Source organism: Embleya sp. NPDC055664, from assembly GCF_053618075.1.
Genome location: NZ_JBSHGZ010000012.1, coordinates 73126 through 98106 on the forward strand (window position 1 = coordinate 73126; position 24981 = coordinate 98106).

Below are 24981 nucleotides of genomic sequence, written 5' to 3' on the forward strand. Positions count from 1 at the left end.
CACCACCGCGAGGGCCCGCCGCTCGAACGGCGGGCCTGCGGCGGGGGCGGCCGTTCGCCGATCGAGCGGCGTCAGGGGATCAGCACGACCTTCCCGACGGTCTGCCGGTCGCTCAGCGCGGTGTGTGCGGCGGCGGCCTCGGCCAGCGGGAACGTGGTGATCGCCGGGGTGAGTTCGCCCGCCGCGGCGGCGGCCAGCGCCTGCTCGGCGAGGGCCTTGATCCCGCCCGGACGGTTCATCATGCGCGGACCCAGCGGGTTCTCCACGCTCACCCCGGCCGCCGCGGCGACCTCGTCCAGGTCGGCGATGGCCGCGCCCGAGGACCAGCCATAGGTCACCACACGACCGCCGCGGCCGACCAGGTCGAGCCCGGTGCGGCCGATCTCGCCGCCGACGCTCTCCAGCAGCACCGTCACCGGCCTCCCGCCGAGGCCCTCGCGCACCCGTTCGGCCCAGTCGGGGGTGTTGTAGTCCACCGCGAGGTCGACGCCGGTCTTCGCCACCGCCTCGACCTTGGCGGGCCCCCCGGCCGCCCCGATCACCACCGCGCCGAGTCGGTGCGCGGCCTGGACCAGCAGCGTGCCCAGGCCGCCCGCCGCGGCGGTGACCAGCACCACGTCGTCGGCGCCGATCGCGGCCACCTCCAGGATGCCCATCGCGGTGCGCCCGGTGCCGACCATCGCCACCGCGACCTCGGCCGGGAGGTCGTCGGGCAGGGGCAGCAGGGCCTGATCATCGACGATCGCGAACTCCGCGTAGCCGCCGCCCCGGTTGCCCAGGTGCGCCACCACGCGGCGACCGACCAGGGTCGGATCCACCCCGGCACCGACCGCATCCACCGTGCCGGCCACCTCGCGGCCGAGTGTGGTGGGCAACTCCGGCTCCGGGAACGGCCCTTCCACCCGCCCCGTGCGCAGCATCACGTCGACCAGGTGGACCCCGGCCGCGGCGACCGCGATGCGGACCTCGCCGGGGCCCGGCTCCGGCGTCGCCACCTCCTCGAAGCGAAGGTTCTCGGCCGGACCGAACTCGTTCAATCGCATCGCGCGCATCGTGCACTCCTGGGTTCTGTGCCGGCCCATTCGGGACGGGCCGGTGCCGACGGGGCCAACGGGGACCGGACCGGGACGCATTCCCCCCGATCGCAATGCGAGAATTCTCGAACTTCAAGCCGACTTCATGTCAAGCGAACCGGCCCACCGCGCGCATCCGCGCACCGTGACGCACACCGCCTACGGTGGGCCCATGTTCGATCCCGACGAAGCCACCACGGCCCTGCTCGCCGACCTCGCGGCGCTCGGCACACCGGCACGCGCCGAGGCCGAGAAGGCGTATCTCAAGAGCGATCTCGACTTCCTCGGCGTCACGGTGCCGGTGCTGCGCAAGACGGTGACCGCCGCGACGCGTGCCCGGCCCGCGCCGACCCGGGCCGAACTGCTCGCCTGGGTCGAGGCGTTGTGGGCCCGGCGGCTGCACGAGAGCCGCTTCGCGGCGATCGAACTGCTGCGGATCCACCTGCGCGTGCTCACCCGCGCCGACCTGCCGCCGATCGAGCGGCTGATCCGGGAGGCGGCCGGCTGGGTGTACGTGGACATGCTCGCGGACAAGGTCGCGGGTCCGCTGATGAGCCGTACGCCCGCCGACTTCGGCACCGCCGACGCCTGGGCCCTCGACGCCGACTTCTGGGTTCGCCGTTCGGCGCTGCTCGCCCTGCTGCCCGGCATCCGGGCCGGCGCGCCCGACCTGGTCCGGTTCGACCGCTACGCGGATTCGATGCTGGACGAGAAGGAGTTCTTCGTCCGGAAGGCGATCGGCTGGGTGCTTCGGGAGATCTCCAGGCGGGATCCGGCCTACGTGATCGCCTGGACCGAGGCGCACCGGTCCCGGATGTCCGGGGTGACGTTCCGCGAGGCGGTGCGCCGGCTCCCCGAGGCGGACGCCGCCCGGCTGCGGGCCGGGTGATCGGCGCGTCGGCCCGCGCCCGTACCGGTGGAAAATGCCTCGTCGCGGGCCGTGCGCACGCGGCAGGATGAGCCGATGACGACACACCTGGTGGCCATGGGCGGCGGCGGATTCTCGATGAACGACGGGGCCACGGCGCTGGACCGCTACGTCCTCGACCTGACCGGCCGCGCCCGCCCCAACGTGTGCTTCGTACCGACCGCCTCCGGCGACGCCGACAGCTACGTCGAGCGGTTTCGCGGCGCGTTCGCCTCCTGGGACTGTTCGCTCGACCACCTGAGCCTGTTCAAGCGCACCGACACCGAACTCGCCGACGTACTGGACGCGTCGGACGTGATCTACGTCGGCGGCGGCTCCACCCTCAACCTGCTCGCGCTGTGGCGCCTGCACGGCCTCGACGCCGCGCTCTGCGCCCGCGCCGCCCGGCGCGACCTGGTGGTGTGCGGGCTGAGCGCGGGCGCGCTGTGCTGGTTCGAGGGCGGGATCACCGACTCCTACGGGCCTCGGCTGCGCCCGCTCGCGGACGGCCTCGGCTGGGCCCGGGGCAGCGTGTGTCCGCACTACGACGGCGAACCCGGCCGCCGCCCGGCCTACCACGCGGCGGTGGCGGCGGGCACCCTCGCACCCGGCTACGCGCTGGACGACGGCGCGGCGATCCACCTCGTCGATGGCGAGCCGTACCGGTTCGTGACCGAACTCCCCCGGGCGCGGGCGTACCGCGTCGAGGCGGGTCCGAGCGGCGTCCGCGAGTCGGAGCTGCCGATGGTCGGGCTCTGACCTGGATACTTACCATTCATCCGGTGGGTGACTTTCACGTAGGTACTTGAGCGGCGGTCGGTGTCCGAGCAACATCGGGAACGCGCGCCGAGCTTCCCGGGGCGGTCGCGACGCCCCCCGGACGGTCTCGCCGCGCGTTCCCGTCACCGCCATGGAATGAGACCGACATGTCCGCCGCCGCATCCTCGCCCGCCACCCCCGTGACCGTCCTCGGCCTGGGCGCGATGGGCACCGCGCTCGCCGGCGCGCTGCTGACCGCCGGGCATCCGGTCACCGTCTGGAACCGCTCCCCCGCCCGCGCCGACACCCTGATCGCGCGCGGCGCCGTGCGGGCCGAGTCGCCCGCCGCCGCAGTCGCCGCGAGCCCGCTGGTGATCGTGTGCGTGACCGACCACGCCGTCGCGGACGCGATCCTGATCGCCGCGACCGAGGCCGGCGACGCCGACATGTGGGCCGGCCGCACGCTGGTCAACCTGACCTCGGACACCCCCGAGCGGGCCCGGCGCACCGCCGAGTGGGCCGCGGGCGTGGGCGTCGCGTATCTCGACGGCGCGGTCATGGTGCCGACCTCCGTCGTGGGCACCCCGGGCGGCCTCCTGCTGTACAGCGGGACGCGGTCCGGGTACGACGAGCACGCGGCGACACTGCGCGTACTCGGCCCGAACTCCCCGTTCCTGGGCGAGGATCACGGCCTGGCCGCGCTCTACGACCTGGGCCTGCTGGACTTCTTCTACACCACGATCGCCGGCCTGGTGCACTCCTTCGCGCTGGTCGGCGCCGATCGGGTGTCGGCGAGCGAGTTCCTGCCGTTCGCCCGGGGCATCCTCGGCATCCTGCCGGACATCATGACCCGGGTGGCCGGCGCGATCGACGCGGGCGAGTTCCCCGGGGACCAGGGCAACCTGGCGATGGAAGCGGCCGGCATCGGGCACATCGTCGACGCCGCCCGGTCGCGCGGCCTCGACGTCGGCGTGCTCGAAGCGGTCGCCTCCGTGGTCGGCCGGGCGATCTCCCGGGGCCATGGCGCCGACGACTTCGCGAGCACGATCGAGGCGATCCGAAACCCGGTTTGAGGCGTACGACCGGGCGAACCGCACCGGCCCGTCGGCCCGTTGCGCGCGTCGCGTGGGCGGCGACGAGCGGACCAGCCTACTCGGCGACGTCGCGGGCGAGCAGGTCGGCGATGCCCTCGCGGCGCAGCAGGACCCGGGCCCGGCCGGCGCGGACGGCCACCACCGGGGGGCGGCCGACCAGGTTGTAGGTCGAGGCCATCGACTGCTGGTACGCCCCGGCGGCCGGCATCGCGAGCAGGTCGCCCGGACGCACGTCCTCGGGCAGTTCGACATCGGCGGCCAACACGTCGCCCGACTCGCAGTAACGGCCCACCACGGTGACCTGCCGGGTGCCGGGCGCGCCGACGCGGCCGACCAGGCGCACGGTGGTGCGCGCGCCGTACAGGGCCGGCCGGGGATTGTCCGCCATGCCGCCGTCCACCGCGACGAACACGCGGTGCGCGGTGCGCTTGACCACCAGCACGCGGTACAGCGCCACCCCGGCCGGCCCGGTGATCGCCCGGCCCGGCTCGACGATCAGGCGCGGCACGGGCAGTTCGTACAGCGCGCACTGCCGGGCCAGCCGGCGGCGCACGTCGATCGCGAACGACTCGATGTCCAGCGGGTGTTCGCCGCTCCGGTAGGCGATTCCGTGGCCACCGCCCAGGTTCAGCTCGGGCAGTACGATCCCGTGCCGGTCGCGCAGCCCGGCCAGGAACGCGGCGAGCGTGCCGATGGCCGCCAGCCAGGGTCGTACCGAGCCGATCTGCGAGCCCAGGTGGCAGTGCAGGCCGGTGAGTTCGAGGTGGGGTTGGGCCACCGCCCGCAGCACCGCGTCCTCGGCGTCGCCCCGGGCGATGGACAGGCCGAACTTCTGGTCCTCGCCACCGGTACGGATCGCGTGGTGCGCACCGGCCTCGATCCCGGGCACCACGCGCACCATCACCCGCTGCCGCTGCCGGGGCGCCACCAGCGCGGCCAGCCGGGCGATCTCGGCCGGGTTGTCCAGCACGATCCGCCCCACGCCCAGGCGCAGTGCCGCACGCAGTTCGTCGCCCGACTTGGCGTTGCCGTGCAGGATGATCCGCTCCCCGGGCATGCCGGCGAGGGCGGCCGACTCCAACTCCCCGGCCGAGCAGACGTCGAGCCCGAAGCCCTCCTCGCGCAGCCAGGCGACCAGACCGCGGCACAGGAACGCCTTGGCCGCGTAGGCGATCTCGACACCGGGCAGCGCGCGGCGATAGGCCCGGCAGGTGTCCCGCACGTGTTGTTCGTCCAGCAGGTACAGCGGCGTCCCGAACCGCTCGGCGAGTTCGGCCGCGGGCAACCCGCCGACCGCGAGATCCGCCCCCAGCGCCTGCGCCGAACGAGGCCACACACCCGCGTCGAGAACCGGCTCCGCAAGCGATATGGACATGGCAACTCCCTTGTGCGCGTACAGGGCTGACGAAGATTCAGGCGAAGAGGGAAACCGTGCCCGGGTCGGGGTCGGCCGACAAGTGATGGGATCCGCAGGCGACCCCGGCGCCTCGCGCGGCGGCCGTACTCGGTTCGGCCCCTTCGCCCTCCTGCCCCGCCTCGCCCCACGCCCGGCGCACCGGTGGCGCCGACAGGCGCGGGTCGACCAGCATGCGCTCGACGCCGATCTCGGCCGCGAGCGAGCGGGCCGCGCCGGCGCCGAGGCGGATCCACTCCTGCTCGACGCCCAACACCGCCCGCAGCCGCGCCACCGAGGTGAACGCCACCAGGACCCGGGCTCCCAGGGGATCGCGGCACAACCGCACCACCCGCGCCCCGGCATCGGCCCGCACCGGCACGATCAGCACGCGCCGAGCGGTGGTCGCTGCAGCAGGTTCCTCATCGGTGAACAACACGTCCGACACGACAGCCTCCGAAGTCCGGCCCCGCCACCATGCGCGAGCCCTGAATTCGACGCTACGACCACCGCATACCGGGCAACCCCACCCCTACCGCGCCCTTGATCGTCGATGAGCCCATGTTGACGCCCCGTTGACGCGGAACGCCCGCCGACGCCCCCTCACGCCCCCACGGAGGCCCATGTCCAGGTCGTCGTGGCGATCAGCGGCTCCCCGGGGCGGACCAGGTGGGTGGTGGGCGCGGTCAGCCCGTTCGGCGGGCCGGTCTCCGGCTCCACGCACACGTGGTCCACCGGCATGTCGTACACCACCGTGTAATCGCAGTCCGACGTCATCCGCAACCGCAGCGCGCCCGGCCAGAGCAGTGTCGCGTCCAGGCCGCCGGGGGTTCCGTAGCAGTCGTCCCGGGGCCCCGGGACGACCGGTATCCGCCGGCCGGTGGGCAGGTAATCCGGGCCGCGCTCCTCCTGCCAGGCGGGCTCGAAGGACAACTCCAGCGGCTCCCCGACGGCCAACCGCCGCCGAAACCACGGATGCCAGCCGGCCTGGGCCGGAAACGCCTCCGCGGCGGACTCGATCCGCAGCACCGTGGTCAGCCCGTCGGGCCGGATCGTGAAGGTCTGCTCGACCCGTCCCGCGAACGGCCACGGATCGGTCAGCGCGAGCTCGAAGGCCGCCGACCCGGTGTCCCCCGCGATCTGCTTCCACGCCGCCCGATAGCCGAGCCCGTGCAACGCGTGCGGAGGCGCGTCGGCGGGAAACTCGTGGACCGCACCGGCGAATTCGAACCGGGCCCCGCCCATCCGACCCACCCACGGCACCATCGGATAGCTGCCCCACTCCTCGGGCCGCTCCCCCCGCGTCCGGAGCAGTTCGAGCCCGTGCGCCCGCAGCGAGCCGAGCCGGCACCCGGCGTCCGGCAGAATCCGCGCCTCGGCGCCTTCGGAACGCAACCACACTTCGCCGTCGATCATGGGCGGCAGATTACGCGCAGCGCCCCCGGCCCCGACCCGCCCGCCCCGGCGGCCTCAGATGTACAGGAAGTGCGGCGACAACACGATCACCGACGGTACGAGCAGCGCCGCCGCCGTGAGCACCCGCAACCCCGCCGACGCGACCGGAGCGCCCACCCGGACCCCCGCGACGGCCACCTCGGGGTGTGCCGCGGCGTGCGTCTGGTGCACGATCAGCTCCTCCTGGCGCTGCTGCGGCCAGGCGAAGCACGGGCAGAACGGCCCGCCCGCCTGGCCCGGCCCGGACAGCTTGACGATGGCCCGGCGCAGATTGGCCCGCGCGATGGACCCGCGCACGTCGGCGTCGGCGGCCTTCTCCGACAGTTCGGCCGCGTGATCGGCCCAGTCGGCGAAGAAGCGCACCCCCGGATACGCGTCGGCCAACGTGTCGGCGCAGACCATCCATTGCGCGTCGCGCCGGCGCAGGTGCCCGGCCATGTGGGTCAGGACCGCGTTCAACTCCTCCGGGCGCAGCAGGTCCAACGCCCGGGTGGTGGCCTCCACGCGCGGCGGCCGGGACGGCAGCAGCACCAGGCGCGGCGCCTCGTCCTCGACGATCACCAGGCGCGGCCGGCCGCCGTCCTCCTCGTCGAGCAGCGGCGCCGAGTTCTCCAGCCGGTCCAGCTGCACCCGCAGCGCGCGCCGATAGTCGCGCATCGCGCCCGCGCCCCGGTGCCAGCCGAACGCCACGAGAAGCAGCGCGAGGATCGCGACGGTGATCTGCGCGGGCAGCGGCACGTGCGGCATGCCGATCCGCGGGTCGAATCCGGCCGCGCGCATCGGCGCCTGCCACAGGTCGGGGGTGTAGACGGGGACGGCGAGCGCGAACGAGGCGAGCACCCCGCCCGCGGCGGCCCGCCAGGCACGCTGCACGTGTCGGGGGCTGAAGCCGCTGCGTTCGGCCCGGCGCAATACGCGCGGGGCGGTCACCAGGATGGCCGCCGCGAAAGCCGTCAGCACAAGTCCGTACAACACGTCCCCGCCGCCCCTTTCCGGCCTCGTCCGTTCGGTGACCCGTTCGGCCCTGCAACGGTTCTAGGCGCCAAGTGGTTTCCGCGTCCAGGAGACAGGCCACATCGGTCGGGTGATTTATTCGGCCGACACCAACCACCCGGTGGTATTGCGGACCCGCCACGGACCCGGATCGAATCGTGGTCGAAACCCCGTCCGAAAGCGCGCCGAATTGCATCGTCGCACCTCCACGCGCGTAATTCCGAACCGACAGGAGTTCGTTCATGCACGAGTTTTCGCGTTCCGCTGTGATCGCCGCCACACCCGACCGGGTCTGGGCGGTGATCGGCGACTTCGGCGCCCTGGGTGATTGGCACCCGGTGGTGCCGCCGAGCACGATCGAGGGCGGCGGCGAGGCCAACACCCCGGGCGCGATACGGGCGTTCGCAATCGACGGCGAGGTGCTCTCGCGCGAGGAACTGCTCAGCCACGACGACGCCGCGCACCGGATGAGCTACCGGTTGATCCAGGTGCCGCTGGCGGTGACGGACTACGTCGGCACGCTGGCCGTGCACCCGCACGCGGACGGCAGCGAGGTGGTCTGGTCGGCGACCTACGAGGGCGAGCCGGACGTGGTGGAGACGGTGGACGCGGTCTTCGCCGAGGGCACGTACGGAGCGGGCCTGGCCGCACTCCGGGAGCGGTTCGCCTAGGCCGACCACCCAGAGGCCCACGCCGGCCGCCCCGACCCCGGTCCCCGGGCGGCCGGGGACCGGCCGCGCCCGCCCGCCGCCCCCCCGGCGCGCGTATCGCATGGTGAGACGATCGCCGTATGCTTCGGCCACCCCGACCGATCTTGAGGTGACCATGCACCGCAGCGACACGGACCACGCCGCGTCCGCTCTCGGCATCGACCTGTCCGTCCTCGAAGCCGTCCAGCGCCGCGTCCTGTGGCTCGCGACGCGCATCGTCGACTCGGCCAACCACGACCGGCCGAACGCCGACGGCATCAAGGTCGGCGGCCACCAGGCGTCCTCCGCGTCGCTGGTCTCGGCGATGACCGCGCTGTGGTTCGCCCACCTCGACGGCCCCGACCGGATCAGCGTCAAGCCGCACGCCTCGCCGGTCTTCCACGCGATCCAGTACCTCCTGGGCAACCTGGACCGGTCCTACCTGACCACGCTGCGCGCCAAGGGCGGCCTCCAGTCGTACCCCTCCCGGACCAAGGACCCGGACCGCGAATGGGTGGACTTCTCCACCGGCTCGGTCGGCCTGGGCGCGGCGGCGCCGCTGTTCGGCGCGGCCGCCCGCCGCTACGTCGACGCGCACTTCGGCGCGCGTCCCGCCTCGCGCTTCGTCGCGCTGCTGGGCGACGCCGAGTTGGACGAGGGCAACATCTGGGAGGCCATCGCCGACCCGGCCACCCAGGGCCTGGGCAACGTGATGTGGCTGGTCGACTTCAACCGGCAGTCGCTCGACCGGGTGGTCCCCGGGGTCCGGATCGACCAGTGGCGCGGCCAGTTCGAGGCGGCCGGCTGGCATGTGGTGGAGGTCAAGTACGGTCGCCGGCTCCAGGCCGCGTTCGACCGGCCCGGCGGCGCGGCGCTGCGGGCCTGGCTCGACGCGATGCCCAACGAGCAGTACCAGGCGCTGTTCGGCCTCGCCGACACGGACGTGCGCGCGCACTTCCTGGACGGCGCGCCGGCCGACGTCGCGGCCACCGTCGCCGACGTGCCCGACGCCGAGTTGCACACCCTGGTCACCGACCTCGGCGGGCACGACATCGCCGCCCTGCTCGACGCCTACCGGCGCTGCGACGCGGTCACCGACCGGCCCAGCGTGGTCTTCGCCTATACGGTCAAGGGCTGGGGCCTGCCGCTCGCGGGCAACCCGCGCAACCACTCCGCGCTGCTGACCACCGATCAGGTCGCGGCGCTGCGCGCGGAGTTCGGCCTGAGCGAGCGCACCGAGTGGGACCGCTTCGACGCCGCCACGCCCGAGGGCATCCTGGCCGGGCAGCGCCGCGAGCACCTGGCCCGCGCGCCCAGGCCGGGCCCGCTGGGCGTGCCGGTCGCCGCCTCGACGAATCAGCGCATGAGCAAGCCGGTGTCCACCCAGGAGACCTTCGGCCGGGTCCTGGTCGACCTCTCCCGCGACCCGGCGCTCGCGCCGTACCTGGTCACCACCGCCCCCGACGTGGCCACCTCGACCAACCTGGCCGGCTTCATCAACCGCACCGGCGTGTTCTCCCCCACAGAGCGCCGGGCCTGGTCGGGCGAGGGCGCGCTGAAGTGGGTCGAGGGCCCCGGCGGGCAGCACATCGAACTGGGCATCTCCGAGATGAACCTGTTCCTGCTGCTCGAACAGCTCGGCCTGGCGGGCGACCTGTCCGGCCAGCCGCTGATCCCGATCGGTACGGTCTACGACCCGTTCGTGTGCCGCGGCCTGGACGCGTTCATCCACGCCGTCTACTCCGGCTCTCGTTTCATCGTGGCCGGCACCCCCTCCGGGGTCACCCTGGCCCCCGAGGGCGGCGCGCACCAGTCCACCATCACCGCCTCGATCGGTCTGGAGCTGCCCGGCACCACGCTGATCGAGCCCGCCTACGGCTCGGCCCTCGACTGGCTGCTGTGCGACGCGGTGGGGCGGATCGCGGGCGGCCCGGACCACGGGGTCGAACCGGACAACGGCGCCTACTACTTCCGGCTCACCACGCGCCCGATCGACCAGGCACCGTTCGAGGCCGCCCGGACCCGGCTCGGCGACGCGGTGTTGCGCCGGCAGGTGCTCGCGGGCGGCTACCGGCTCCTGGAGGCGCCCGACCTGCCCGGCGCGCCGAGTGTGTACCTGGCCGCGTCCGGCGCGGTGTTGCCCGAGGTGCTGACCGCCGCCCACGAGCTGCGCGACGAGGGCATCGCCGCGCACGTCGTGGACATCACCTCGGCGGATCGGCTCTACGCCGCCTGGCAGCGCACGCTGCGCCAAGGGGTGCGCACCGCGACCACGCCGTCCGCGCCCGGCGCGTTGCGTACCGCGTTCCCGTACCGCGCGCCGGTGGTCACCGTGCACGACTCCTCCTCGCACACCCTGGCCTGGCTCGGCTCGGCGCTCGGCGTGCCGTGTGTACCGCTGGGCGTGGACCAGTTCGGCCAGACCGGCCGGATCGAGGACCTGTACGAACTGCACGACCTGCTGCCCGGTTCGATCGTCAACGCGGCGCTGGCCGCACTGTCCCTGGCCTGAGCACCCCCGCCGGGCGGGGCCGCCCCCGCTCCGCCCGGCTCGCTCACGCGTACGGTATGCGTGCTGACGCAGCGTTCGGCCGGACCGAGGCGAGGAGTGGTGGATGCGACACGGGGGCGTGGGACGACGGTGGAGCGCGTGGGCGGCGGCGGGCCTGAGCGCCGCCGTCGTACTGACGGGGTGCTCGTCGGACTCCGACGGCGGCAAGGACGCCAAGAGCGGGGACAAGCCGGGCACCATCGGGGGGCCGTCGGGCGGCGCCCCGGCGCCCGGCGGGGCGGGCGACAAGGACCCCGGGGCGGTCTGGGCCGCGCTCGTCGCCGCGACCACCACGCAGCAGGTGGTCGAGTACCACGGGGTGCGAACCGCGGCCGGCGACACCGCCAAGGAGGCGACGGTCAAGGAGGAGTTGTGGTCCTGGTACGACGCGGGCGGCAAATCCGCGTTCACCGACCGCGCCTACCAGGTCGCCGCCGACGCGCCGATCAAGCGCTCCCAGTGCGAGGCGGGCCGGGAGTGGAGCTACAACAACGCGCTCAAGCAGTGGAGCGACACCAAACGCACGTGTGTCGTGGACATGGCCCATGAGGGCAAGTACGTCGGCGACGGCATCCTGCCGACCGGGCTGACCGCCGAGCAGGCGAAGACCTTCGCCGCCCAACTCGAGGCCACCCCGGGCTGGTTGACCCCCTCGGCGGTGGAACCGGCGCAGCAGGGCGGCAAGTCCTGGCTGCGCCTGACGGTGGACCTCAAGCCGCAGCAGAACGGCGGCGCGGCGGCCAACACCGATCTGTTGCTCCGGGCGTTCCGGGCCACGATCCCCGACTTCACCAAGGGGCCGTACCAGATCGAGAACTTCGGTCAGCAGAGCGGCTCGCCGGTGCGCGCGGTGTTCTGGCTGGACCCGGCCACGCACCTGCCCGCGTACTCCGAGGTGAGCACGACGGTGGTGGACAAGGGTGTGGCCACCGGCGCGACGCGGCACCTGCGCACCGAGTACGTCTTCGGCAGCGCCGCGCCCAAGCCGGATCGCGCCACGCTCGTCCCGGCGCCCGCGCCGAGCTGGCCGGACCAGGGCACCAAACCGCCCCAGGCTTGAGAGACGGAGCGCGAGCGAAAGGGCGGGCCCGGCATTTCGGACCCGCCCTCTCCACTCGGGTGTCCGCTCAGCGTGCGGCCAGCGCCGCCAGCGGTGCGCGCACCGGTTCGAGCACCGCGCTCAGCCACGCCGTGTGATCGTGCTCGGCCAGCCACGCGTCGAGTTCGTCGAGCGGTACGTACGCGACGTCGTCGACCTCCTCGGCGTTGAGCCCGAGTTCGCCGCCGACCAGGCCGACGAAGAGGTGGTTGAACTCCTTCTCGACCAGGCCCGAGACCTCGTCGGTGACGTCGTAGGTCACCAGACCGGCGGGTTCGAGGACGGTGGGCTTGGCGCCCAGCTCCTCGGTCAGCCGGCGCAGCACCGCCTCCCGGGGCTCCTCGCCCGGGAACGGGTGGCTGCAACACGTGTTGGACCAGCGTCCCGGCGAGTGATACTTCGTCAGTGCCCGGCGCTGCATCAATACCCGGCCCTGCTCGTCGAGGAGGAAAACCGAGAACGCCCGGTGCAGCAGACCCGGCGGCTGGTGTGCCTCCAGTTTCTCCGCGAGGCCGATGGTGTTCCCCTGCGGGTCCACCAGTTCGACCATGACCCGACCGTCCGGCTGCTCCTGCGCCATGTGCTCTCCCTGCTGTTCGGCCTTGCCCAGCACACTATCCGGCACGCGAGGCGCGGATCCGCCGATCCCGGGCCGGGCCCACCCCAACGTGTCGTGCGCCGCCTACATCGTTGTCTGTACGGCGGGATCCGCCCTGTCGACGATCCGCCGCGGGCGCGGGCGGGAGAGGCTGGTGTGGTCTGTTCGAGACCGCCGTCGCCCGCCCGGGGCCCGGGGTCGGACGGGCCCGCAACCGCCCGAGGGAGAGATCGTCGTGGTCGTCGCCATGATCGTGGCCTGCGAGGTGGGCTTCTGGGTGCTGATCGCCCTGGGCCTGCTCAGCCGCTACGTGCTGCACCGCCGGCGGCTGAGCAACGTGTTCCTGTACGCCACGCCGCTGTTGGAGGTGATCCTGCTCGTGGTCGCCGTGGTGGACCTGCGCGGCGGCGCCACCGCCGGGTCACGGCACGGGATCGCCGCGCTGTACATCGGGACGACCGCGGTCTTCGGGCACCGGGCGATCCGCTGGGTGGACCAGCGGGTGGCCTACCACTTCCTGGGCGGCCCACTGCCCTGGCGACCGCCGCGGCGGGGCCCGGAGCGGGTCCGCTACGAGGTCGTCGAGTTCGCCCGCGCGGTGGCCGCGATGGCGATCGCCGGGGCGCTGCTCGGCGTGCTGATCCTGATCACCGGCGACGCCGACCGCACCGAGGCGCTGCGCGGCTTCTTCGGGGTGCTGGGCGGATTCACCCTGATCTGCCTGGTGATCAGCGGGTACGGCGTCTGCGAGGCGTTCGGGAAGCCCCCCAAGGACAAGCCCGCGCCGCGCCGGCTGCGCGAGCCCGGCCCGGCGGAGCGCACCCCGGTGGGCTGACCCGCCCGCACCGGCCCGGAAACCGGCCGCGGCCCCGGCACACCTGGGAGGTATGCCGGGGCCGCGGCCGTGACGTGGGTGCTCAGCCCATCATCGAGCCGGTGGCACCGCTCGCCAGGGCGGCCGGACCGGTCGGGTCCTGGCAGTCGTCCGTCGGCGGGACGTGCGGCGGCGGGGGGAGCTCCGGCGGGCAGTCGTCGACCGGCGGGACCGGCGGCGGGCAGTCGTCGGTCGGCGGGACGTGGTGCGGCGGCGGGGCCGGGTGGCCCGGGTGACCCGGCTTCGGCAGCTCCACGCCGTCACCGTTCACGCAGGTGTTGCCGAACGTCGGGTTGATCGCCGCGATGATGTTCACGGTGTTGCCACAGACGTTGACCGGCACGTGCACCGGCACCTGGATGTTGTTGCCGGAGAGCACGCCGGGCGAGTCGACGGCGGCGCCGTCCGCCTGGGCGGACGCGAACGCCTGGCCCCCGACCGAAACCGAACCGCCGAGAATGGCGGCGGTGACGACCGCACCCTTGGTGAGCTTGTTCACTGGTAGTTATTCCCATCGATCGATAGACGGTGGAACCGGGGTTCCACGACGTCCAACGCGCGAGGGGTGATGCCGGTGACGGGGAGCGCGCGATCTTCCCCCGTAAGTAGCAAGCCGCGCAGGGGGGAACGCCGGACCGCACCGACGCGGGGACCGCGGACGTCCGCGATCGATTCAACGAGCCGGACGGCGATCGATCACGCGATCACGCGCCCGCGATCGCCTTGTGGTGGTGAATCACCTCGGCGACCAGGAAGTTGAGGAACTTCTCCGCGAAGTCCGGGTCGAGCTTGGCGCTCTCGGCCAGCGCGCGCAGCCGGCGGATCTGTACCGCCTCGCGCGCCGGGTCGGCCGGCGGCAGCCGGTGCTCGGCCTTGAGCACGCCGACCCGCTGGGTGCACTTGAACCGCTCGGCCAGCAGGTGGATCAGGGCCGCGTCGATGTTGTCGATGCTGTCCCGCAGGTCCAGCAGCTCGGCGGGCTTGTCGGGCGCCTCGCCCGACCTTTCGTCAGTGGTTCCGTTGGCCATAACGGGTGACCCTACCCGGCGCCCTCGCACGCACGGAGGCACGCACGCCGACGGGCCCGCGCCGGCTCCCCCGACGCCCCGCCCCCGGGCCCACCGAGCGATCCGAGGAAATGTCACCACCTGTCATCTCTCGTTCTGCCAGGTGTCACATCGCCACCTGCGGGGGACCCTCTGAGTACGGTCCGCGCCGTCGGCTGTCCCTGCCGTGTCGCGACGACCGTTCGGCCGTACTCGTGGGATGCGGGCGGAACTGCGGTAGGGGGCGAACGACATGATGGAGGAAGTGCGTCTGACGCCGAACGAGCGGCGGATGCTGGAGGAGATCGAGTACGAGCTGCGCAAGGACGAGGAGTTGGATCTCGCGCTGCGCACGATGCGTCCTTCCCGCAACCGTCGGCGCGGCGGTGCGCGCGGCCGGGTCGTCCCGGGCGCGGGCTCGATGCCGGCCTCGGGGCGCGCCCGCCGAAGGATGCGCCGACCGACGCTCTCCGGCACGTGGCACGTGCTGTTGCTCGTCGTGCTGTTCGCGGCGGTGTTCGCGGCGCTGATCACCACGTCCGGCGCCTACCTGGTGGTGATCGCGTTCGCGCTGATCATCATGGGCTGCACCACCACGCTGGTCTGGCTGTGTGTGTCCTTCCTCCTGCGTCGCGGTGGCGGCGGCCGGACCTGATCGGTCGCGGGAGGCGGATCACCGGGCACGATGGTCGCGACCGGCGGCCGTGCGGCCGAGGCCGCGACCGCGGGCCGCGACCGTCAGCGTGCCCGCCGGGGCGGCCACACCGAGCAGCAGCGCGGCGTCCAGCGCGCCCATCCCGCCCTGACCGATCGAGTAGAACACCAGCGCGAGCGACGCGAACATGCACATCAGCACCGCGGCCGTCATACGCTCGGCGCGGCGCGCCCGGGTGAGCAGCCACAGGCAGCCGGCGAGGCCGACGAACAACGTCGCCAGAGCGGCGATCGCGGTGGTGGTCATCGCGTCTCCTGTCTTCCTGCTGCGTTCGAACGGGTCCTGTTTCGGCGGTCTACTTCGGCGGTCTACCCGAGGCGACCGCGATGATGCGCGACCCCACCGGAATCGAATCCTAACCGCCATGTACCCCCATGGGGTATATGATCGGGGCATGACACCCACCACTGCCCCCTGCGGCGGCACCGCGCGCCTGGATCTGCTCCGACACGCGGGGTCCGCGACCGTTCGAGTGACGCTCGCCGTCGAACGTTGCCGGCGCGCCTGCGCCCGGCAACGCGGGTAATACCGCCCGCCCCGGACCCGCGCGGGATCGATCGGCCCGCGCCGGACACTGTGCGTAACACCGTCGTTACGCTCGTGTCGAAAGCCGGAAACGGTCGGGCTGTTCACTCCGGGGAGATCGGTTCCACTCCCGGGACCGGGCCCCGACCCAGGTGACGGCGCGAGATGAAGACACAGGACCGTACGACGGCGCCCCCGCGCCCCGGCCGACCGCCGCGCCCGGGGGCGATCCGATGACGCCGGACTCGCCGGTGGCCGACGTGGTGATCGTCGGGTCCGGCCCCGTGGCCATGGCGATCGGGTACGCGTTCACCCAACGCGGGATGCGCGATGTGCTGGTGTGCCCGGCCGGGAGCGACGACGCGGCGGCGCTCGGCGTCTTCGGGGCCTTCGGGGCCTTCGGCGGCCCCGGGCCGGGCGGCGGCGCCGTGTACCGCCCCACGACCGCGCCCGCGCTCGCGGCGATGGCCGCGGCGGGCATCCGGCTGTTCGAGAACGCCTCGGAGGAACTCGGCGAGGATGTCGGATTCCGTCGGTGCGGCCGGCTGGTCGCGGTGGCCGCCGCGGACCCGGACGCGCCCGACGCGGGTGTCGGGATGCCCGGCGTCCTCGGCATCGGCGTGCGGCGGATGTCGCCCGAGGAGGTCGGTACACACTGGCCCGAACTGATCGTCGACGCGTGCACGGGCTTCACCCACGACCCCGACGCCGGATACGCCGACACCCGACGCACCGCCCGCGCCTTCGCCCGCGCGGCCCGCCGCGCCGGCGCCGCGTTCCTGCCCCGCACGCCGGCGGTGGGCCTGTCGGCGCGCCGGGACCGGATCACCGGGGTGCGCCTGGGCGACGGCCGCGAAGTGGCGTGCGGCACGGTCGTGGTGGCCGCCGGGGTCGACGCGCCCGCGCTGCTCGCACCGCTCGGGGTGAACCTGCCGCTGCGCGCCGTCCGTGAGGTGGCGGTCCGGGTCCGGGTCGGCCGGGCGCTCGGCGAACGACCGGTCCTGGTCGACCCGTCCGGCCGCTGGCTGCGCTCGGACGGTCCGGACCGGCTGCTCGTCGGCACCCCCGATCCGGGCGCGGCCGGCGCCGACCCGGCCGCGCACGCCCTCGCCCACCTGGCGGCGCGGCTGCCGGGCCTGCCCGACCCCGTCCCGGAGGCCGTGTTCGACATCCGGCGCGAGGCCGGGCCCGATCACCTGCCGATGATCGGATCGACCGGACCCGACGGGCTGTTCGTCGCGGCCGGCTGCGACGAGCACGGACTCGGCGTGGTACCGGCGGTCGGCATGCTGACGGCCGATCTGCTGTGCGACGGCGCGAGCGGCCGACCGGACATCCCGGCCGGCGACTTCCGCCCGGATCGCTCGGCGGGAATCCTCAGCCCCGGTCGGGCGTGAAGAACGGCAACACCCGTTCCTCCCCCGTCGGTCGCAGGTCCACCCGCACCCGCATCCCCGAATGGATCTCCGCCGGTTCGACCTCGACCAGATTGGTGAGCATGCGATAGCCCTCGTCCAGATCCACGATCGCCACCGCGTACGCGCCGCCGAACGGGCGCGCCTCGGGCCGGCGCACCACGGTCCAGCTGTACACGCTCCCGCGCCCGGCGCTGGTGGCCCACTGGAGCGCGCGCGACGAGCAGCCCCGGCACATCTCGGTGGGGGCGAAGTTCGCCGTATCGCACGCACCGCACCGCTGATAGCGCAACTCGCCCGATTCGGGCGGGATTCGCACCGACGCGGCAGGAGAGACGGGTACACCGATCTGCGGTCCCAACACGGGTGTCACGGCCTTTCTGGTCGAACATGCCTCGTCGAGTTCTGCGGGCCCGCCGGCGGTCGAACACGAGCCCCGGCTGCATGCTCGCGCACCAAGCGCCCGGTTGCCGAATCGACCGCACATCCGTTCCCGTTCCGAAATCGGGCCACTCGAAGAGAGGACGTCGACAGGACTTCTCGGCCAAGTCAAAGACATGGCTTGCGTGATTGGCGCAGGATGGGTAGCGCAAGTGATCCGCCACGGCGCGTAATCGATCCGCGCGGGCTCGGGGTGGGGACGCACGGCAGAGAGGTTGCGCGATGACGGCAGGACGCACGGCAGCGCGCCCGGAAGGCACGGGGCGCGAGCACACACCCGACTCCACCTCCCCGGCGGAGCCCATGCCCCTGGTCGAGCGCGACCTCCTGCAACACGAACTCCGCGAACAACTGGCCGCGGTGCGGGAAACCGGCACGGGCCGCGTGGCGATCGTCAAGGGTGTGGCCGGTGTGGGCAAGTCGGCCGTGCTGGAGTGGGCGAAGCTCACCGCACGGGCCGAGGGCTTCGACATGCTCGCGGTGACCGGCTATCCGCTGGAGCGGGTTCGTGTCTACGGCCTGGTGAAGCGGCTGTTCCAGGATCTGAACGGGATCGCCGAGCACACCGCGAGGGAACGACTCGGCGAGTGGTACGGGATCATCGCGCCGATCTTCGGCATCATCCCGCGCCAACCGGCGGAACCACCGGACCCGGAGAACGTCCTCAACGGCCTCGACGCGGTCATGCGCGGCTACCTGGCGTCGGATCGCGGGCCGCTGCTCATGGTGGTGGACGACGCGCACTGGGCGGATCCCTCCTCGCTCGCCTGGCTGGCCAATTTCGCCGCGCAGATCACCGAGTTGCCGATCCTGATCATCGTTTCGTATCGGCACGACGAGGTCGACGAGCAGCTGTGCGAATCGCTGGACGCGCTGGAGCGGATCGCGGTCGCCGGGCTCGGCAAGCTCGAACCGCTCACCCTCGAAGGTGTCACCCCGCTGATCCGGCACCGCTTCGCCGGCCGCCGGGTCGACCCCGAGTTCGTCGAGCACTGCCACCGCTGCTCCGAGGGCCTGCCCCAGACCCTGCGCGAACTGCTGCGCTTCGTCGAGGAGAAGCGGATCCCGCCGACCTCCGATGCGCTCGCGCAGCACGGCCGAGCAATGCGGCAGCACGCCGTCTACGCCTACCACAAGGGTCAGTTCGACGAGCGGTTCGGCCGCCTCGCGCCCGATTCCCGCAAGGTGGCGCTGGCCGCGGCGATCCTGACTCCGCATCTGACCGTCGGGCGTGTCGCGCGGTTGGCCGGACTGAGCGGCGACGCCACCCGCGCCGCGGCCGCGGACCTGCGCAGGCGGGAGATCCTGACCGCCGTCGACGACGAGGATCTGCCCTGGGGCTTCACCCACTCGCTGGTGCTGCGCGCGGTGTACGACCACTGCTTCGAGGCGAACGACCGCTGTGTGATGCATGCCCAGGCGGCCCGGATGTTGCGCGAGGACGGCTTCTCCGCGCAGACCGCCGCCACCCACGTGTTGAACATGTTCGCCGTCTCCGACGAGTGGGCGGCGGGCATCGCGGTGGACGCGGCCCGGGAATGTCTCGCATCCGGTGTCCCGAAGGCCGGTGTGACGTATCTCGAACACGCCCTCGCCGAGGTCGCGCCCAGGGAGATGCGCCCGCTGATCCACTACAACATCGGCCGCGCGCACTTCGTGAACGATCCGCCGGCGAGTCTGGAGCCGCTGCAGCAGGCCCTCGAAGGCTGCCCGCCCGGGGATCTGCGCACCAACATCATCTGTGAGCTGGGCCGTTCGCTGGCCTTTTGCGGTCAGCTCGACAAGAGCATCGAACTCCTGGACCGGGAGATCAAGAAGACCCCGGTCGGCCAGACCCGACAGCGGCTCTACGCCGACCTGTTCATGTGGGCCGCGTTCTGGGAGCACGACTCCAGTTTCGCGTCGCGGGCGCACGACCTCCAGCGGTTGACCGTGCGGCTGAACACCGAGAGCGCCACCACGCGCACGAACTACTCGCTGTTCGCGCTGGTCGCCTGGTACGGCGTGCTCAGCGGGCGCCGGCTCCAGACCACCACCAAGTTCGCCCGGGCGGCGCTGGGTCCCGAGCTGCCGAACAAGGAGCGCAACGGCTTCAGTTGGGTCGAGGACGGTTGGGGCTTCGAGATCCCGATGGTGCTCACCCTGACGTTCATCTACTGCGACCTGTTCAAGGAGGCCCGCGAACTCCTGGAGCGCGGCATGGCCGAACTGCGGGCCAACGGCCGCCAGCGCTCGCACCTTTCCTACGGCCACGCGTTCCGGGCGATGCTGCACTACCGGATGGGCCGGCTCAAGGAAGCGCGCCGGGAGGCCGAGACCGGCCTGGAGATGGCGATGGACCTCGGCGAGAACACCCCGTCGAAGTGGTACGCGGCGGGTGTGCTGATCCAGACCCTGATCGCCCAGGGCGATCTCGAAATGGCCGAACACACCTGCCATCGCATCGGTTTCGACGATCCCGCCAAGGTCGATCAGTCGGCCCGCGTGTTGCCGGTGCCCGCGATCGTGCTCGCCGAGTTGCGGATCGCCCAGGGCAGGCACCACGAGGTGATCCGGCCGCTGACCGAACTCGGCGAGCGGCTGCGTGCCCAGGGCATGGACAACCCGGCGTGGTGCCCGTGGGGCCTGCTGCTCGCGGAGGCGTTGAACGCCGAGGGCCCGCAGCAGGACCAGGAACTGGCCAAGAAGGTGGCGAAACAGGCGGTCGCCCGCGCCGACACCTTCTACGCCCCGGTGGCCGCCGGCCAGGCCAAGCGGGTGGCCGGGGAGGTCGAGGACAACGTCAACGCGCAGCAGGCGCTGTGGGACGCGGCGGTCGCCCTGGAGGGCGTCGGCGCCGAGTACGAATACGCCAAGGCGCTGCTCGCGTACGGCGACCGGCTGCGCAAGGACGGTCACAAGCCGGACGCGATCGGCGAGTTGGAGCGGGCCCGGATCACCGCGGCGAACTGCGGCGCGATCCCGTTGCAGACCCGGGCGACGAAGATGATCGAGGCCCTGGTCGGCGGCAACGCGCTGCCGGCCGATCACGGACGGGCCGACTCCGACGAGTGGGTCGAGGAGTACACCGGCGGCTACAGCCCGTTCGGCATCCCGCACCGCGACGAGTCCCGCCCGGACGCGGACGCGGATCGCACCGAGACCTGGCCCTTCCGCGGCGGCCCGACGCGCGGATCGGAGCTGTAGCGGGGCCGAGCCGTAGCGGGCCCACGATCGGGTGGGCGGCCCGTGACCCGGGCCGTTCGGAGCCGCCGCGCGGCCCGCTCCGAGCCGGGTCGATGCCCGGTCCGGCCCCGGCTCGACGCGTCGGGGCGCGGTCGACCGGCGCTCGGTGTCGGCCCGGGCCTTCGGTACGGTAGCGGGGTGATCGACACTGCTGCTTCCTCCCCCGTTGGTGCCGTCGCCGCCGGCCTCGCCACAATCGCCGCCGATGGCACCGTCCTGGACACCTGGTACCCCGCACCCGAGCTGACCTCGGGCGACGCCGACGGCAAGGCCGAGACGGTGCGGCTGTCGGCCGACGAGGCCCTGGCCGCGCTCGGCCCCGACGCGATCGCGGGCCTCGGCGCCGACGCGGTGCGCGGGGTCGAGGTCGTCGCCGTGCGCACGGTGATCGCCTCGCTGGCCGCCGCGCCGGTGGACACCCACGACGCGTACCTGCGCCTGCACCTGCTCAGCCACTGCCTGGTCCGCCCGCACGGGCAGAGCCTGGAGGGCCTGTTCGGCCTGCTCCCGAACATCGCCTGGACCAACCTGGGCGCGGTGCCCGTGGACGGCCTCGCCGCGGCCCGGCTGCGCGCCCGCGCCGCGCGCGTGCCGTTCGAGGTGGCCGGGGTGGACAAGTTCCCCCGGATGACCGAGTTCGTGGTGCCCGCCGGCGTCCGGATCGCCGACACCACCCGGGTCCGCCTGGGCGCGCACCTGGCGCCCGGCACCACGGTGATGCACGAGGGCTTCTGCAACTTCAACGCGGGCACCCTCGGCGCGTCCATGGTCGAGGGCCGGATCAGCGCGGGCGTCGTGGTCGGCGACCACAGCGACATCGGCGGCGGCTCGTCGATCATGGGCACGCTGTCCGGCGGTGGCAAGGAGACCATCTCGGTCGGCGAGCGCTGCCTGCTCGGCGCCAACGCCGGCATCGGCATCTCGCTCGGCGACGACTGCGTCGTGGAGGCGGGCTGCTACATCACCGCCGGCACCCGGGTGACCACCCCGGACGGCACGGTGGTCAAGGCCGCCGAACTCTCCGGTCGCGACGGCCTGCTCTTCCGCCGCAACTCGGTCACCGGCACGATCGAGGCGATCGCCCGGACCAAGTCGTGGGGCGCGCTGAACGAGGACCTGCACAAGAACGACTGACCGGACGCCGCGTTGCGCGGTGGTGGTCCCGAGCGGGGCCGGCGGCGAACCACGGCCGCCGGCCCCGCTCGCGTCGTTCACTCCTCGACGAGGTCGGCGGGGCGGCCGCCCGTGGCCACCGCGCGGATCACCTTGCCGGTCGGCGTCCGGGGCAGCGGCTCGGCGCGCAACTCCCAGTGGGCCGGCACCTTGAAGTGGGCCAGCCGCTCGGCCACATAGGCGCCCAGCTCGGCGGCGGTGATCGGGCTGCCCTGGGCCGGGACCACGATCGCCTTGACCTCCTCGCCCCACTCCGGGTGCGGTACGCCGACCACCACCGACTCGGCGACGTCCGGGTGCGCGTCCAGGCAGTGCTCGATCTCGGCCGGGTAGACGTTCTCACCGCCGCGCAGGATCAGGTCGCTGCGCCGGGTGGCGAGGTGGAAGCGGCCGGCGCGGGCGAAGCCGAGGTCGCCGGTGCGCAACCACCGGTCCGGCGTGAGCGCCTTCGCGGTGGCCTCCTCGTTGCGCCAGTAGCCGCGCATCACCAGCGGGCTGCGGATCCACAACTCGCCCTCGACACCGTCGGGCTGTTCGGTGCCGTCCTCGTGACGGATCGTCACCTCCACCGTCGGCACCGCCGTACCGATCGCCCCCGGCTCGCCCTCCAGTTGCGCGGCGCCCGCCGTGGTGGCCACCCCGCCGGACTCGGTCAGCCCGTACCCGACGCCGAGCGCGCCCTTGGCGCCCGGGAACACCTCCTGGAGCCGGCGCACCAGTTCGGGCGAGAACGCCGCGCTGCCGCCGCCGAGGCGCACGATCGAGGACAGGTCGTGCCGCACGGTGTCGGGATGGTTGACCACCCGCCAGCCGAGCGTGGGCACCAGCGACCACGTGGTGCACCGCTCGCGTTCGATCAGTTCCAGAAGCCGCGACACCTCGAAGCGCCCGGCGTAGAGCACCATCGTCTGCCCGCCGGCCAGCGCCGCCACGGCGCCCGCCAGCAGGCCCGAGACGTGGAAGAAGGGGCTGTTGACCAGCCATCTCCCGGGCGGCGCCTGGGCCCGTGCGGCGGCGGGCAGGTGCGCGCTCGCCCGGGCGGCGAGCAGCGCCTGGAGGTTTTGCATGGCCACCACGTTGCGATGGGTGAGCACGGCGCCCTTGGGCCGGCCGGTGGTGCCGGAGGTGTACAGGATCAGCGCCGGGTCGTCCTCGTCGGCGGCGCCCGGCGGCAGGTCGGCGTCGGGGGCGTACTCGGTCAGCGCGGCGAAGTCGCCCTCCATCTCCACTACGGGCAGGCCCAGTTCGCCCGCGGCGGCGATCGCGCCGCCCAGCCGCTCCAACCGGCGCCGGTCGGCGATCAGCACGGTGGGCGCGCAGTCCGCGACGGCGTAGCGGATCTCGTCGGCGGCCCACCACCCGTTCATGCCCACCGCGATCGCGCCGAGCGCCGCGGCGGCCTGGAAGGCGGTCAACCACTCGGGCCGATTCGCCGCCAGGATCGCCACGCGGTCCCCCGGCCCGACCCCATACCGCTCGCGCAACGCGTGCGCGGTCGAGGCGACGTCACGCACGTGTCGAGTGAAGCTGATCCGGCGGTCCTGGTGGACCAGATACTCGCGATCCCCGAACCCGCGCGCCCGCTCGACGAAGGCGGTGATCGAGCGGGGCCGTTCGGCCAGGACGCGCAGCGGAACGCCGAGCACGTCCTCCTCGACGAGCGCGAACGGGCCGTCGGGGGCGGTCAGGGCGGCGAGTACGGGATCGGGCGCGGCTGCGGCGGACCCGGCGGAACTGGAGGTGGCCATGGCGGGGACCCTAGGATCCTTGACCGAGTCATTCAAGCGATCCGCGATGTGATCTGCGCATGGATGCGACGAGCGCGCGACAACGCACGAGGGCGACCCGCCCTTCGGCGGATCGCCCTCGTGGCCCCTCCCTCATCCCCCCGGATGAAAGTTCGTCGGCCCGAAAGACTCGAAGGAGTCGAAAGACCCGGAAGACCGGATCAGGCCCCGGGCCTCAGCCCACGTTCTCGATCCCGGCCATGCCCTTCTCCACGTCCAGCACCTCGACCGAGGAGACCTTGCGGCCGGTGTTGCTCTGCGCCCACTGCTTCGCCTCGTTGGCGAGCTTGCCCGCCTTGTCCATCCGGGCACTCTCGGCGGTCGGGTTCTCGCCGAGCGAGACCTCGGCGGGCAGCGTGGTCATGACGGCGATGTCGTAGCCGGAGTACGTCTTGGCGATCCGAACCTTGGTGACCAGGGAGCCGTAGGTGGTGGTTTTCAGCTTGGCCAGCATGTCGGCGGCGTACTTCTCCGAGCCGGCCTTGTCGCCGTCCTTCTCCGCGCCGTTCTCGATCCCGGCGGTGCCCTTCTCCTTGTCGAGCACCGACACCGAGGAGATCGTCAGCGTGGCCGAGTCCTGGGTCCACTGCAACGCCTCGACGGCGAGCTTCCGGCCCTTGTCCATCCGGGCGTTGGCGCCCTTGATGTCCTCGGTGATGGAGATATCGGCGGGCAGCGTGGTGTTGATGGTGACCTCGTACCGCTCGTACTGCTTCGCGATCCGCACCTCGGACACCACACCGCCGTGCTTGGTGGTCTTGAGGTAGGCCAGCAGATCCTGGGCGACCTTGTCGGTGCCGCCCTTCGGCTCGCTCTTGTCGCCCTTGTCGCTCTTCTGCGTCTTGGCCGGCCCGGCACCGGGCGCCGCGCTCGCGTCCGCCGCGCCGGTGGTCTTCGGCGACTCGACCGTCGCACTGGACGCCTTGCCCTCGTGCTTCTTCGGGCCGCACGCGGCGAGCGAGCCGGTCAGGGCGATCGTCGCGGCGACCGCCACGGTGGTGATCAGGCCCCGGCGCCGGCCCCGCGGAGTCGCGGTCGAAGCGGACTGCCGGAGAACGGTCGGCCGGGGAGCGATCGGGGACATGAGGTTTCCCTTCGGAAGCACTGCTTGGAGTCACTGCTTGGCGTCACTGCCCGGAGGCACTGCGGAAACAGGCGGACGGTGCGGG

24 protein-coding genes are annotated in these 24981 nt (G+C 72.8%); 12 read left to right on the forward strand and 12 right to left on the reverse strand.

The genetic code is table 11. The annotated features are described in order from the left end of the window. Positions 1 to 71 precede the first annotated feature (71 nt). A complete protein-coding gene (locus tag ACWGR4_RS21365; RefSeq protein ID WP_452131556.1) occupies positions 72 to 1052 on the reverse strand; it encodes a zinc-binding dehydrogenase in 981 nt (326 codons plus the stop codon). Between the two features lie 193 nt (positions 1053 to 1245). On the opposite strand from ACWGR4_RS21365, the gene ACWGR4_RS21370 reads away from it, so the two are divergent. From ACWGR4_RS21370 to ACWGR4_RS21380, 3 genes are all read left to right on the forward strand, one after another. Then, positions 1246 to 1962: a DNA alkylation repair protein gene (locus tag ACWGR4_RS21370; protein ID WP_452131555.1), complete on the forward strand. Its 717-nt coding sequence runs from the start codon at positions 1246 to 1248 to the stop codon at positions 1960 to 1962. Positions 1963 to 2037: 75 nt separating this feature from the next. Further along, complete coding sequence (locus tag ACWGR4_RS21375) at positions 2038 to 2739, forward strand: Type 1 glutamine amidotransferase-like domain-containing protein (RefSeq protein ID WP_380008269.1); 702 nt, start codon at positions 2038 to 2040, stop codon at positions 2737 to 2739. A 167-nt stretch (positions 2740 to 2906) separates the two neighbouring features. After that, positions 2907 to 3812, forward strand: a complete 906-nt coding sequence (locus tag ACWGR4_RS21380) for an NAD(P)-dependent oxidoreductase (protein ID WP_452131554.1) — start codon at positions 2907 to 2909, stop codon at positions 3810 to 3812. A gap of 76 nt (positions 3813 to 3888) precedes the next feature. Here ACWGR4_RS21380 and lysA read toward each other — a convergent pair whose 3' ends face one another. The 4 genes from lysA to ACWGR4_RS21400 all read right to left on the reverse strand — a co-directional run bounded on the left by lysA (position 3889) and on the right by ACWGR4_RS21400 (position 7656). Continuing rightward, a complete protein-coding gene (gene lysA / locus ACWGR4_RS21385) occupies positions 3889 to 5208 on the reverse strand; it encodes a diaminopimelate decarboxylase (RefSeq protein ID WP_452131553.1) in 1320 nt (439 codons plus the stop codon). A 37-nt stretch (positions 5209 to 5245) separates the two neighbouring features. After that, positions 5246 to 5674: an SAV_915 family protein gene (locus tag ACWGR4_RS21390; protein ID WP_452131552.1), complete on the reverse strand. Its 429-nt coding sequence runs from the start codon at positions 5672 to 5674 to the stop codon at positions 5246 to 5248. 155 nt (positions 5675 to 5829) lie between these two features. Continuing rightward, entirely contained in the window at positions 5830 to 6642 is an 813-nt protein-coding gene (locus ACWGR4_RS21395) for an aldose epimerase family protein (protein ID WP_452131551.1), read from the reverse strand. A gap of 54 nt (positions 6643 to 6696) precedes the next feature. Beyond that, the gene (locus ACWGR4_RS21400) at positions 6697 to 7656 is read right to left on the reverse strand and encodes a M48 family metalloprotease (RefSeq protein WP_380008283.1); all 960 of its coding nucleotides are present in this window, start codon (positions 7654 to 7656) and stop codon (positions 6697 to 6699) included. Between the two features lie 260 nt (positions 7657 to 7916). On the opposite strand from ACWGR4_RS21400, the gene ACWGR4_RS21405 reads away from it, so the two are divergent. From ACWGR4_RS21405 to ACWGR4_RS21415, 3 genes are all read left to right on the forward strand, one after another. Then, positions 7917 to 8345, forward strand: a complete 429-nt coding sequence (locus tag ACWGR4_RS21405; RefSeq protein ID WP_452131550.1) for an SRPBCC family protein — start codon at positions 7917 to 7919, stop codon at positions 8343 to 8345. Between the two features lie 154 nt (positions 8346 to 8499). Continuing rightward, complete coding sequence (locus tag ACWGR4_RS21410) at positions 8500 to 10875, forward strand: transketolase-like TK C-terminal-containing protein (RefSeq protein WP_380008289.1); 2376 nt, start codon at positions 8500 to 8502, stop codon at positions 10873 to 10875. 103 nt (positions 10876 to 10978) lie between these two features. Further along, a complete protein-coding gene (locus ACWGR4_RS21415; RefSeq protein WP_452131549.1) occupies positions 10979 to 11974 on the forward strand; it encodes a hypothetical protein in 996 nt (331 codons plus the stop codon). Positions 11975 to 12041: 67 nt separating this feature from the next. On the opposite strand, the gene idi is transcribed toward ACWGR4_RS21415, so the two are convergent. Further along, positions 12042 to 12593 (reverse strand): isopentenyl-diphosphate Delta-isomerase, encoded by a 552-nt coding sequence (idi, locus tag ACWGR4_RS21420; protein ID WP_380008622.1) that lies wholly within the window; start codon positions 12591 to 12593, stop codon positions 12042 to 12044. Positions 12594 to 12846: 253 nt separating this feature from the next. Between idi and ACWGR4_RS21425 the strand changes: the two genes are divergently transcribed. Further along, on the forward strand, positions 12847 to 13446 hold the full coding sequence (locus ACWGR4_RS21425; protein ID WP_452131548.1) for a hypothetical protein: 600 nt from the start codon (positions 12847 to 12849) through the stop codon (positions 13444 to 13446). An 82-nt stretch (positions 13447 to 13528) separates the two neighbouring features. Here ACWGR4_RS21425 and ACWGR4_RS21430 read toward each other — a convergent pair whose 3' ends face one another. Next, positions 13529 to 13984: a chaplin gene (locus ACWGR4_RS21430; protein WP_452132604.1), complete on the reverse strand. Its 456-nt coding sequence runs from the start codon at positions 13982 to 13984 to the stop codon at positions 13529 to 13531. Between the two features lie 205 nt (positions 13985 to 14189). After that, positions 14190 to 14513: a chorismate mutase gene (locus tag ACWGR4_RS21435; RefSeq protein ID WP_126642106.1), complete on the reverse strand. Its 324-nt coding sequence runs from the start codon at positions 14511 to 14513 to the stop codon at positions 14190 to 14192. 271 nt (positions 14514 to 14784) lie between these two features. On the opposite strand from ACWGR4_RS21435, the gene ACWGR4_RS21440 reads away from it, so the two are divergent. After that, positions 14785 to 15186, forward strand: coding sequence for a hypothetical protein (locus ACWGR4_RS21440; protein ID WP_126642107.1), 402 nt, complete (start codon positions 14785 to 14787; stop codon positions 15184 to 15186). 18 nt (positions 15187 to 15204) lie between these two features. Here the strand turns inward: ACWGR4_RS21440 and ACWGR4_RS21445 are convergent, their stop codons facing one another. Further along, complete coding sequence (locus ACWGR4_RS21445; protein ID WP_380008302.1) at positions 15205 to 15492, reverse strand: hypothetical protein; 288 nt, start codon at positions 15490 to 15492, stop codon at positions 15205 to 15207. A 148-nt stretch (positions 15493 to 15640) separates the two neighbouring features. Between ACWGR4_RS21445 and ACWGR4_RS21450 the strand changes: the two genes are divergently transcribed. Both ACWGR4_RS21450 and ACWGR4_RS21455 read left to right on the forward strand, forming a co-directional pair. Then, positions 15641 to 15772, forward strand: coding sequence for a hypothetical protein (locus ACWGR4_RS21450; RefSeq protein WP_380008304.1), 132 nt, complete (start codon positions 15641 to 15643; stop codon positions 15770 to 15772). A gap of 232 nt (positions 15773 to 16004) precedes the next feature. Continuing rightward, a complete protein-coding gene (locus tag ACWGR4_RS21455) occupies positions 16005 to 17168 on the forward strand; it encodes an NAD(P)/FAD-dependent oxidoreductase (protein WP_452132605.1) in 1164 nt (387 codons plus the stop codon). Here ACWGR4_RS21455 and ACWGR4_RS21460 read toward each other — a convergent pair. Next, positions 17149 to 17559, reverse strand: coding sequence for a Zn-ribbon domain-containing OB-fold protein (locus ACWGR4_RS21460; RefSeq protein WP_380008310.1), 411 nt, complete (start codon positions 17557 to 17559; stop codon positions 17149 to 17151). The genes ACWGR4_RS21455 and ACWGR4_RS21460 overlap by 20 nt on opposite strands. A gap of 290 nt (positions 17560 to 17849) precedes the next feature. Here ACWGR4_RS21460 and ACWGR4_RS21465 point away from each other — a divergent pair, with 290 nt between their 5' ends. Continuing rightward, entirely contained in the window at positions 17850 to 20813 is a 2964-nt protein-coding gene (locus ACWGR4_RS21465) for an ATP-binding protein (RefSeq protein ID WP_380008313.1), read from the forward strand. 177 nt (positions 20814 to 20990) lie between these two features. Beyond that, a complete protein-coding gene (dapD, locus tag ACWGR4_RS21470) occupies positions 20991 to 21986 on the forward strand; it encodes a 2,3,4,5-tetrahydropyridine-2,6-dicarboxylate N-succinyltransferase (RefSeq protein ID WP_452132608.1) in 996 nt (331 codons plus the stop codon). A 77-nt stretch (positions 21987 to 22063) separates the two neighbouring features. Here dapD and ACWGR4_RS21475 read toward each other — a convergent pair whose 3' ends face one another. Both ACWGR4_RS21475 and ACWGR4_RS21480 read right to left on the reverse strand, forming a co-directional pair. Beyond that, positions 22064 to 23773, reverse strand: a complete 1710-nt coding sequence (locus ACWGR4_RS21475; protein WP_452132609.1) for a class I adenylate-forming enzyme family protein — start codon at positions 23771 to 23773, stop codon at positions 22064 to 22066. A 214-nt stretch (positions 23774 to 23987) separates the two neighbouring features. Further along, entirely contained in the window at positions 23988 to 24896 is a 909-nt protein-coding gene (locus ACWGR4_RS21480) for a hypothetical protein (RefSeq protein ID WP_452132610.1), read from the reverse strand. Between the last annotated feature and the right edge of the window lie 85 nt (positions 24897 to 24981).